Source organism: [Mycobacterium] manitobense, from assembly GCF_025821665.1.
In the GTDB taxonomy this organism is placed as follows: domain Bacteria; phylum Actinomycetota; class Actinomycetes; order Mycobacteriales; family Mycobacteriaceae; genus Mycobacterium; species Mycobacterium arseniciresistens.
Window position 1 is genome coordinate 26,611 of the sequence record NZ_JACKSJ010000151.1, and the last position, 9,222, is coordinate 35,832.

8 protein-coding genes and 1 pseudogene are annotated in these 9,222 nt (G+C 66.8%); 8 read left to right on the forward strand and 1 reads right to left on the reverse strand.

Annotated elements, in window-relative coordinates:
• Positions 1 to 8: 8 nt before the first annotated feature.
• The 7 genes and pseudogenes from H7I41_RS18955 (at position 9) to H7I41_RS18985 (ending at position 7,025) form a co-directional block, all read left to right on the forward strand.
• Entirely contained in the window at positions 9 to 524 is a 516-nt protein-coding gene (locus H7I41_RS18955) for a F0F1 ATP synthase subunit B (protein WP_264014161.1), read from the forward strand.
• Positions 525 to 528: 4 nt separating this feature from the next.
• Positions 529 to 1,869 (forward strand): F0F1 ATP synthase subunit B/delta, encoded by a 1,341-nt coding sequence (locus tag H7I41_RS18960; protein ID WP_264014162.1) that lies wholly within the window; start codon positions 529 to 531, stop codon positions 1,867 to 1,869.
• Positions 1,870 to 1,915: 46 nt separating this feature from the next.
• On the forward strand, positions 1,916 to 3,562 hold the full coding sequence (atpA, locus tag H7I41_RS18965) for a F0F1 ATP synthase subunit alpha (RefSeq protein ID WP_264014163.1): 1,647 nt from the start codon (positions 1,916 to 1,918) through the stop codon (positions 3,560 to 3,562).
• A 14-nt stretch (positions 3,563 to 3,576) separates the two neighbouring features.
• The gene (locus H7I41_RS18970) at positions 3,577 to 4,506 is read left to right on the forward strand and encodes a F0F1 ATP synthase subunit gamma (protein ID WP_264014164.1); all 930 of its coding nucleotides are present in this window, start codon (positions 3,577 to 3,579) and stop codon (positions 4,504 to 4,506) included.
• 48 nt (positions 4,507 to 4,554) lie between these two features.
• Positions 4,555 to 5,994: pseudogene (gene atpD / locus H7I41_RS18975) on the forward strand (F0F1 ATP synthase subunit beta); the annotation flags it as partial.
• Between the two features lie 206 nt (positions 5,995 to 6,200).
• A complete protein-coding gene (locus tag H7I41_RS18980; protein WP_264014165.1) occupies positions 6,201 to 6,572 on the forward strand; it encodes a F0F1 ATP synthase subunit epsilon in 372 nt (123 codons plus the stop codon).
• Between the two features lie 9 nt (positions 6,573 to 6,581).
• Entirely contained in the window at positions 6,582 to 7,025 is a 444-nt protein-coding gene (locus H7I41_RS18985) for a DUF2550 domain-containing protein (RefSeq protein WP_264014166.1), read from the forward strand.
• Positions 7,026 to 7,029: 4 nt separating this feature from the next.
• Here the strand turns inward: H7I41_RS18985 and H7I41_RS18990 are convergent, their stop codons facing one another.
• Positions 7,030 to 7,617, reverse strand: a complete 588-nt coding sequence (locus H7I41_RS18990) for a cob(I)yrinic acid a,c-diamide adenosyltransferase (protein ID WP_264014167.1) — start codon at positions 7,615 to 7,617, stop codon at positions 7,030 to 7,032.
• Positions 7,618 to 7,700: 83 nt separating this feature from the next.
• Between H7I41_RS18990 and murA the strand changes: the two genes are divergently transcribed.
• Positions 7,701 to 8,954, forward strand: coding sequence for a UDP-N-acetylglucosamine 1-carboxyvinyltransferase (murA, locus tag H7I41_RS18995; protein WP_264014168.1), 1,254 nt, complete (start codon positions 7,701 to 7,703; stop codon positions 8,952 to 8,954).
• The last annotated feature ends 268 nt before the right edge of the window (positions 8,955 to 9,222 follow it).

The window sequence follows — 9,222 nt, forward strand, 5'->3', positions numbered from 1 at the left end:
CTCGAGTCATGGGCGACCTGAGCACGACCATCCTTGCCGCCGAAGGCGGCGGGGGTGGCGGCAACTTCCTCGTTCCGAACGGCACGTTCTTCTTCGTGCTGCTCATCTTCCTCATCGTGCTGTTCGTCATCGCCAAGTTCGTGGTGCCGCCGATCGGCAAGGTGCTGAACGAGCGCGAGGCGATGGTCGCCAAGACCAACGACGACAACAAGAAGTCGGCCGAACTCTTCGCGGCGGCGCAGGCCGATTCGCGCAGGGTGATGGGCAGGGGCAGGCGCGACGCCGCGGGCATCCGCGACGAGGCCCGCGGCGAGGGTCGCAAGATCCTCGAGGACATGCGGGCCCGGGCGAGCGCCGAGTCGGCGGAGACGCTCGCGCGCGCGAACGACGAACTGTCCGAACAGGGTCGGCAGACCTCGGCCGAGCTGCAGTCGTCGATCGAGACGCTGTCGGCAACGCTGGCCAGCCGCGTGCTCGGAGTCGACGTCACCAGCGGGTCCGCTGCGACCAGTCAGGGGCGGTAACCACATGTCGACATTCATCGGTCAGCTCATCGGCTTCGTCGTCATCGTCTGGCTGCTGTGGCGTTACGTGGTGCCTCCGGTTCGCCGGATGATGACCGCGCAGCAGGAGACGGTGCGTCGTCAGCTGGAGGAGAGCGCCACGGCCTCCAACAAAGTCGCCCAGGCTGACTCGCAGCACGCCAAGGCGGTCGAAGAGGCCGAGGCCGACGCGAAGAGGGTGGTCGAGGAGGCCCGCGCCGACGCCGAGAAGATTGCCGAGCAGATGCGGGCCCAGGCCGACAGCGAGGTCGAGCGGATCAAGGTTCAGGGTGCACAGCAGGTGCAGCTCCTGCGCCAGCAGCTCATCCGCGAACTGCGACAGCATCTCGGCACCGAATCCGTCGCTCGCGCAGGTGAAATCGTCCGCGAGCATGTGTCCGACGAGGGCCGCCAGTCGGCCACCGTCGACCGGTTCCTCGACGAACTCGATGCGATGGCTCCGTCGGAGGCGACCATCGATGACGCCGTCGGAGCACGCCTGCGGGCCACCAGCCGCGAATCGCTCAACGCGGTCGTCGCCCGTCTCGAGGAACTGACCGACGGCGCCGACGCCGAGGGACTGACGTCGCTCGCCGACGACCTCGTCGCCGTGACGAAGCTGCTGCGCGCCGAGACCGTGCTCGCCAAGCACCTCTCCGAGTCCACCGACAACTCCGAGGGGCGGGCCAATCTCGCGGAGTCGCTGCTCTCGGGCAAGGTGTCCGACTCCGCGGTGGAGATCGTCAAGACCGCCGCCTCGCAGCGGTGGTCCGACGAGGACGATCTCGTCTTCGCGATCCGCCACACCGCCCGGCTCGCACTATTGGTCCGCGCCGAGCGCAACGACGAGACCGCCGAGGTGGAGGACCAACTCTTCCGCTTCAGCCGGATCATCGACGAGCAGTACCAGCTCAGCGCACTGCTGAGCGATTACACCACTCCCGCGGAGGGCAGGATCGCGCTGCTCGACTCGGTGCTCGGGAGTTCGGCCGGCGGCGCCAGCGACACCACCAAGGCACTGCTCGCCCAGGCTGTCGACCTGCTGACCGGCGAGCGCGCCGACGAGATCGTGCGCGAGCTGGCCGAGCTCGCCGTGGCCCGGCGGGGTGAGGTGGTGGCCCATGTGACCGCCGCCGCCGCGCTGAGCGACGACCAGCGGAACCGTCTCACCGAGGTGCTCAGCCGTATCTACGGCCACCCGGTGTCGATCCAGCTGCAGATCGAGCCCGACATCCTGGGCGGACTGCGCATCGCAGTGAACGACGAGGTCATCGACGGCTCGCTGTCGTCGCGACTTGCCGCGGCCGAGACCCGGTTACCGGGCTGACAACCACACCAAAGACCACGAACACAAAAGGCAGGAAGACGAACGCATGGCAGAGTTGACCATCTCGGCTGCTGACATCCAGGGGGCGATCGAGGACTACGTCGCCAACTTCGCCACCGACACCGACCGCGAAGAGATCGGCACCGTCATCGATGCCGGTGACGGTATCGCCCACGTCGAGGGGCTGCCCTCGGTGATGACGCAGGAGCTGCTCGAGTTCCCCGGCGGTGTCCTCGGCGTGGCGCTCAACCTCGACGAGCACAGCATCGGCGCGGTGATCCTCGGCGACTTCGACAAGATCGAGGAGGGCCAGCAGGTCAAGCGGACCGGCGAGGTGCTGTCGGTGCCTGTCGGCGACGGCTTCCTGGGCCGCGTCGTCAATCCGCTGGGCCAGCCGATCGACGGCCGCGGCGAGATCGAGACCAGCGAGCGCCGTGCTCTCGAACTGCAGGCGCCGTCGGTGGTGCAGCGCCAAGGCGTCGGCGAGCCGCTGCAGACCGGCATCAAGGCGATCGACTCGCAGACGCCGATCGGCCGTGGCCAGCGGCAGCTGATCATCGGTGACCGCAAGACCGGCAAGACCGCGGTCTGCGTCGACACCATCCTGAATCAGCGCCAGAACTGGGAGACCGGCGATCCGGACCAGCAGGTGCGCTGCGTCTACGTCGCCGTCGGCCAGAAGGGCACCACGATCGCCAGCGTGCGGCAGACGCTCGAAGACGGCGGTGCGATGGACTACACCACCATCGTCGCCGCGCCGGCCTCGGACTCGGCCGGGTTCAAGTGGCTCGCGCCGTACGCCGGTTCTGCCATCGCGCAGCACTGGATGTACGACGGCAAGCACGTGCTGATCGTGTTCGACGACCTGACCAAGCACGCTGAGGCGTACCGCGCCATCTCGCTGCTGCTGCGCCGCCCGCCGGGCCGCGAGGCGTTCCCCGGCGACGTGTTCTACCTGCACTCGCGGCTGCTGGAGCGTTGCGCGAAGCTGTCCGACGAGCTGGGTGGCGGGTCGATGACCGGGCTGCCGCTGATCGAGACCAAGGCCAACGACATCTCGGCCTACATCCCGACCAACGTCATCTCGATCACCGACGGCCAGTGCTTCCTGGAGACCGACCTGTTCAACCAGGGTGTGCGGCCGGCGATCAACGTCGGTGTCTCGGTGTCCCGCGTCGGCGGCGCCGCCCAGATCAAGGCGATGAAGGAGGTGGCCGGCTCGCTGCGCCTCGACCTGTCGCAGTACCGCGAGCTGGAGTCGTTCGCCGCCTTCGCCTCGGATCTTGACGCCACCTCGAAGGCGCAGCTGGATCGCGGCGCACGACTGGTGGAGCTGCTCAAGCAGCCGCAGAACAGCCCGATGCCGGTCGAGGAGCAGGTGGTGGCGATCTTCCTCGGCACCCGCGGGCACCTCGACTCGGTGCCGATCGAAGACGTGATGCGCTTCGAGCAGGAGTTCCTCGAGCACCTGAAGTCCTCGAAGCAGGAGATCTTCGACGAGATCCGGGACAGCAAGAAGCTGTCCGATGAGCTCGAGAAGAAGCTCGTGGACGCCGTCAACGATTTCAAGAAGGGCTTCGAGAGCTCCACAGGCGAATCCGTGGTCGCCGACGAGAACGTCGACGCCATGTCCGACGAGGACCTCGAGAAGGAATCGGTCAAGGTCCGCAAGCCCGCTCCGAAGAAGAAGTAAGGCGTTCATAACCCATGGCTGCCACACTGCGCGAACTGCGCGGCCGCATCCGCTCCGCGGGCTCGATCAAGAAGATCACCAAGGCCCAGGAGCTGATCGCGACCTCGCGTATCGCCAAGGCGCAGGCCCGAGTCCAGGCGGCTCGGCCCTACGACCGCGAGATCACCAACATGCTCACCGAGCTCGCCAGTGCCAGTGCGCTGGACCATCCGCTGCTCGTCGCGCGCGAGAACCCGCGGCGGGCCGGTGTGCTGGTGGTGTCGTCGGATAGGGGATTGGCGGGGGCCTACAACGCCAACGTGTTCCGGCGTTCCGAGGAGCTGTTCTCGCTGCTGCGTGAGGAGGGCAAGGAGCCCGTCCTCTACACGGTCGGCCGTAAAGCCCTGGGTTATTACAGCTTCCGCAACTGGGACATCGCCGAGTCGTGGAACGGCTTCTCCGAGCGGCCCGACTACTCCCACGCGCAGGAGATCGGGTCCACCCTGGTCGACGCGTTCATGGCGGGTGAGGACGACGAAGGCGACGACGCCGGCGCGGACGGCATCCTCGGTCTGGACGAACTGCACATCGTGTTCACCGAGTTCAAGTCGATGCTGTCGCAGTCGGCGATCGCCCGCCGTATCGCTCCGCTGGTGGTGGAGTACAGCGAGGAGGAGGACAACGAACCGCACACGCTGTTCTCCTTCGAGCCCGACGCGGAGACGCTGTTCGACGCCCTGCTGCCGCGGTATGTGTCCACCCGGATCTTCGCCGCGCTGCTCGAGGCGGCGGCGTCGGAGTCGGCATCGCGCCGGCGTGCGATGAAGTCGGCGACCGACAACGCCGACGATCTGATCAAGGAACTGACGCTCATGGCCAACCGCGAACGGCAGTCCCAGATCACCCAGGAAATCAGCGAAATCGTCGGTGGCGCCAATGCGCTCGCGGACGCCGCCAAGAAGTAAACCAAGGCCCGGAAGCCCAGCGAAGAAGCTAGGAAGCGAAGAAAAGACATGACTGCTACTGCTGAAAAGAAGACCAGCACCGACACCGCCGGTCGGGTGGTACGCATCACCGGGCCCGTCGTCGACGTCGAGTTCCCGCGCGGATCGGTGCCCGAGCTGTTCAATGCGTTGCACGCCGAGATCACCTACGGGGACCTCGCCAAGACGCTGACCCTCGAGGTCGCCCAGCACCTCGGCGACAGCCTGGTGCGCACCATCTCGATGCAGCCCACCGACGGCCTGGTCCGCGGCGTCGAGGTGACCGACACCGGGAAGTCCATCTCGGTGCCGGTCGGTGACGGCGTGAAGGGCCACGTGTTCAACGCGCTCGGTGACTGCCTCGACGAGCCCGGCTACGGCGAGGACTTCGACCACTGGTCGATCCACCGCAAGCCGCCGCCGTTCGACGAGCTGGAACCCCGCACGGAGATGCTGGAGACCGGGCTCAAGGTCGTCGACCTCCTGACGCCGTACGTGCGTGGCGGCAAGATCGCACTGTTCGGCGGTGCCGGCGTCGGTAAGACGGTGCTCATCCAGGAGATGATCAACCGCATCGCCCGCAACTTCGGCGGTACCTCGGTGTTCGCCGGCGTGGGTGAGCGCACCCGCGAGGGCAACGACCTCTGGGTCGAGCTCGCCGACGCCAACGTGCTCAAGGACACCGCGCTGGTGTTCGGCCAGATGGACGAGCCGCCGGGCACGCGTATGCGCGTCGCTCTGTCGGCGTTGACCATGGCGGAGTACTTCCGCGACGAGCAGCAGCAGGACGTGCTGCTGTTCATCGACAACATCTTCCGGTTCACGCAGGCCGGCTCTGAGGTGTCCACGCTGCTCGGCCGTATGCCGTCCGCCGTGGGTTACCAGCCCACGCTGGCCGACGAGATGGGTGAGCTCCAGGAGCGCATCACCTCGACGCGTGGTCGCTCGATCACCTCGATGCAGGCCGTGTACGTGCCCGCCGACGACTACACCGACCCCGCGCCGGCCACCACGTTCGCGCACCTCGACGCCACCACGGAGTTGAGCCGTTCGGTGTTCTCCAAGGGCATCTTCCCGGCGGTGGACCCGCTGGCCTCGAGCTCGACCATCCTCGACCCCTCGGTCGTCGGTGACGAGCACTACCGGGTGGCCCAGGAGGTCATCCGAATCCTGCAGCGCTACAAGGACCTCCAGGACATCATCGCCATTCTCGGCATCGACGAGCTCGCGGAGGAAGACAAGCAGCTGGTGCAGCGCGCCCGACGTATCGAGCGCTTCCTGAGCCAGAACATGATGGCTGCCGAGCAGTTCACCGGCCAGCCCGGTTCGACTGTCGAGCTCAAGGAGACCATCGAGGCGTTCGACAAGCTGTCGAAGGGCGACTTCGACCACCTGCCGGAGCAGGCGTTCTTCCTCATCGGCGGTCTCGAGGATCTGCAGAAGAAGGCGGAGAGCCTCGGCGCCAAGATGGACGACAACGCCAGCGATGGTGCGCCGGTCGAGAGCGATTCGGACAGCAGCGACTCCGAGGGCGACTCGGACGGCGACGACTCGGACGGCGACGCCAAGAAGGACGACGCCAAGAAGGACGACGCCAAGAAGGACGACGCCAAGAAGGACGACGCCAAGAAGGGCGGCGACAGCAAGGGCGATGACGCTGACAAGGACGACTAGCGATGGCTGACTCCGAACTGGACGTTGACATCGTCGCCGTCGAGCGGGAGATCTGGTCGGGGAAGGCGACATTCGTCTTCACCCGCACCACTTCCGGTGAGATCGGCATCCTGCCCCGGCACATCCCACTGGTGGCGCAACTCGTCGACGACGCCATGGTGCGGGTCGAACGCGAGGGTGAAGAGGACCTGCGGGTCGCCGTCGACGGTGGCTTCATGTCGGTCACCGACGAGGGCGTGATCATCCTCGCCGAATCGGCTGAGCTGGAATCCGAGATCAACGCCGAGCAGGCGAAGACCGACGCGGACTCCGACGACGAGGCGACCGCGGCCAGAGGGCGCGCGAGGCTTCGCGCCCTGGGCCAGATCGACTAGGTTCCAGCGATGAGCGCGTCCATGTGGATCATGGTTGCGCTCACCGGTGTGCTTGCGTCGGTCGTCGCCGTCCTGTGTTACCGGCTGTGGAAGTTGAGGCAGGTCGGCGGCACGGGCGCGATCCTGCGGGATGTTCCTGCCGTCGGCGGCCACGGCTGGCGACACGGCGTGATGCGTTACCGCGGTGGAGAAGCCGAGTTCTACCGGCTGTCGAGTCTGCGATGGTGGCCGGACCGGCGGTTGAGCCGCCGCGGCGTGGAGATCGTGTCCCGGCGTGCCCCACGCGGTGACGAATTCGACATCATGACCGACGAGATCGTCGTGCTCGAACTGCGGGACACCGGTGACGAAAGGCAGGGTTACGAGGTGGCTCTGGACCGGGGTGCGCTGACGGCGTTCCTGTCCTGGCTCGAGTCACGCCCGTCGCCACGCGCCCGTCGTCGGAACTACTGACGCGCTACGTCGCCTGAGTGCCAGCCGGGCCGCCGGGCTGCCACAGCACGTCGCCTCCGGGGTTGGCCACCCGCGACAGGATGAACAACAGGTCCGACAGTCGGTTGAGGTACTTGGCCGGCAGCACGTGGACCGAGTCCCCGTGCACGTCGACTGCCGTCCATGCCGACCGCTCTGCGCGGCGCGCCACGGTGCGGGCGACGTGCAGCAGCGCCGAGAGGGGCGTACCGCCGGGCAGCACAAAGGAATTCAACGCCGGAAGCGGCTCGTTGAACTCGTCGCACCATGTCTCGAGCCGGTCGATGTAGCTCTGTGGGACGCGCAGCGGGGGGTGTTCGGGATTGTCGATGACGGGCGTGGAGAGGTCGGCGCCCGCATCGAACAGATCGTTCTGCACCTGCAGCAGCACCTCCCGGATGCGCGGATCCGGGTTGCCCAGGGCGATCGCCGTGCCGATCGCGGCATTCGTCTCGTCGCAGTCGGCGTAGGCCACCAGCCGGGGGTCGTTCTTCGCGACCCGGCTGAAATCGCTGAGACCGGTCGTTCCGTCGTCGCCGGTGCGGGTGTAGATGCGGGTCAGGTGCACGGCCATGGACAAACCGTACCGGCACGCGGCACCGCGGAGCTCGGCTCGCATTTCTGTTTTAGCCCCGTGCGCTGTTTACACTGACCGGCGTGAGCGAGCGATTCGTGGTGACCGGCGGTAGCCGGTTATCGGGCGAAGTTGCCGTCGGGGGCGCCAAGAACAGTGTGCTCAAGCTGATGGCCGCGTCGCTGTTGGCCGAGGGTACGAGCACGATCACCAATTGTCCGGACATCCTCGACGTACCCCTGATGGCGGAGGTCCTGCGTGGCCTCGGTGCCACGGTCGAACTGACCGGGGAAACCGTACGGATCACGTCGCCCGACGAGCTGAAGTACGACGCTGACTTCGCGGCGGTGCGCCAGTTCCGGGCGTCGGTGTGCGTGCTCGGACCGCTGGTCGGCCGATGTAAGCGGGCGAAGGTGGCGCTGCCCGGTGGCGACGCGATCGGTTCGCGGCCGTTGGACATGCACCAGGCGGGGCTGCGACAGCTCGGGGCGCGGTGCAACATCGAGCACGGCTGCGTCGTGGCTGAGGCCGATCACCTGCACGGGGCGGAGATCCAGCTCGAGTTCCCGTCGGTGGGCGCCACCGAGAACATCCTGATGGCCGCGGTGCTCGCCGAGGGTGTGACGACGATTCACAATGTCGCTCGCGAACCCGACGTCGTCGACCTCTGCACCATGCTCAACCAGATGGGCGCTCAGGTCTCCGGCGCGGGCTCCTCGACGCTGACGATCACCGGGGTCGACCGGCTGTATCCCACCGAGCACCGCGTGATCGGCGACCGCATCGTCGCCGCCACATGGGGCATCGCGGCGGCGATGACCCGCGGTGACATCTCGGTGACCGGGGTGGACCCGCAGCATCTGCAGTTGGTGCTGCACAAGCTGCACGATGCCGGCGCAACCGTGACGCAGCACGACAACGGCTTCCGGGTGGTGCAGTACGAGCGGCCCAGGGCGGTGAACGTCGCGACGCTGCCCTTCCCCGGTTTCCCCACCGACCTTCAGCCGATGGCGATCGGGTTGGCGGCGATCGCCGACGGGACGTCGATGATCACGGAGAACGTGTTCGAGGCGCGGTTCCGCTTCGTCGAGGAGATGATCCGGCTCGGTGCCGATGCGCGCACCGATGGTCACCACGCGGTGATCCGCGGGATCCCGCAGCTCTCCAGTGCGCCGGTCTGGTCGTCCGACATCCGGGCCGGCGCCGGTCTGGTGCTCGCCGGCCTGGTCGCCGACGGCGACACCGAAGTTCACGACGTGTTCCACATCGATCGCGGCTATCCGTTGTTCGTGGAGAACCTGGTCAGTCTCGGCGCGGAGATCGAGCGGGTCGTCTAGCCGCTGCGGCGGTCGGCGTACCGCCGGTTTGCCTTGTGGCCAGCCGATTTTGAGCTCACGGCATCAGCGCGTATGCTAGTGAAACACCGACGGCCCCGGCCGAAAGGCCCGGCGGACGCGGTTTGACCTCTCTGTTCACATGCAGTACAGTGGCAGGGTTGCCCGCGGAGCGGGTGTGTTGTTTGAGAACTCAATAGTGTGTTTGGTGGTTTTTGTTTGTTGTTTTTTGGGGTTGTGTCCGCATTTTCCCGTTTGGGGGTGCAGCCCT